Here is a 232-nt window from a genome sequence, read left to right on the forward strand (position 1 = left end):
AGCGCTTGCCTGATCGCATTTGGAGCGTTTGCCGCGCCTAATCTCCCTTGATTGCGCCGAACGCCTTCTTCGCATTCAAAACCGATGATGGCGCAAGTGTTTGGAGAAAAGGTTTCCCATGGTGCATCCAGCTCCATCCGCTCCACAATTTGATGGTAGCGGAAGCTGCTTCTTCTCTCTGCATGATCCGTTCGGCCGACCCATACATCGGCTCCAATCGATTTTCGCAATG

The 232-nt window shown here is 53.0% G+C and carries 1 pseudogene; it reads right to left on the reverse strand.

The features are described from left to right. A pseudogene (locus tag BBG47_RS28805) lies at positions 1 to 230 on the reverse strand (formimidoylglutamase); the annotation flags it as partial. Between the last annotated feature and the right edge of the window lie 2 nt (positions 231 to 232).

The sequence above is a fragment of the Paenibacillus sp. KS1 genome, from assembly GCF_001680695.1.
Classification (GTDB): domain Bacteria; phylum Bacillota; class Bacilli; order Paenibacillales; family Paenibacillaceae; genus Paenibacillus_B; species Paenibacillus_B suaedae.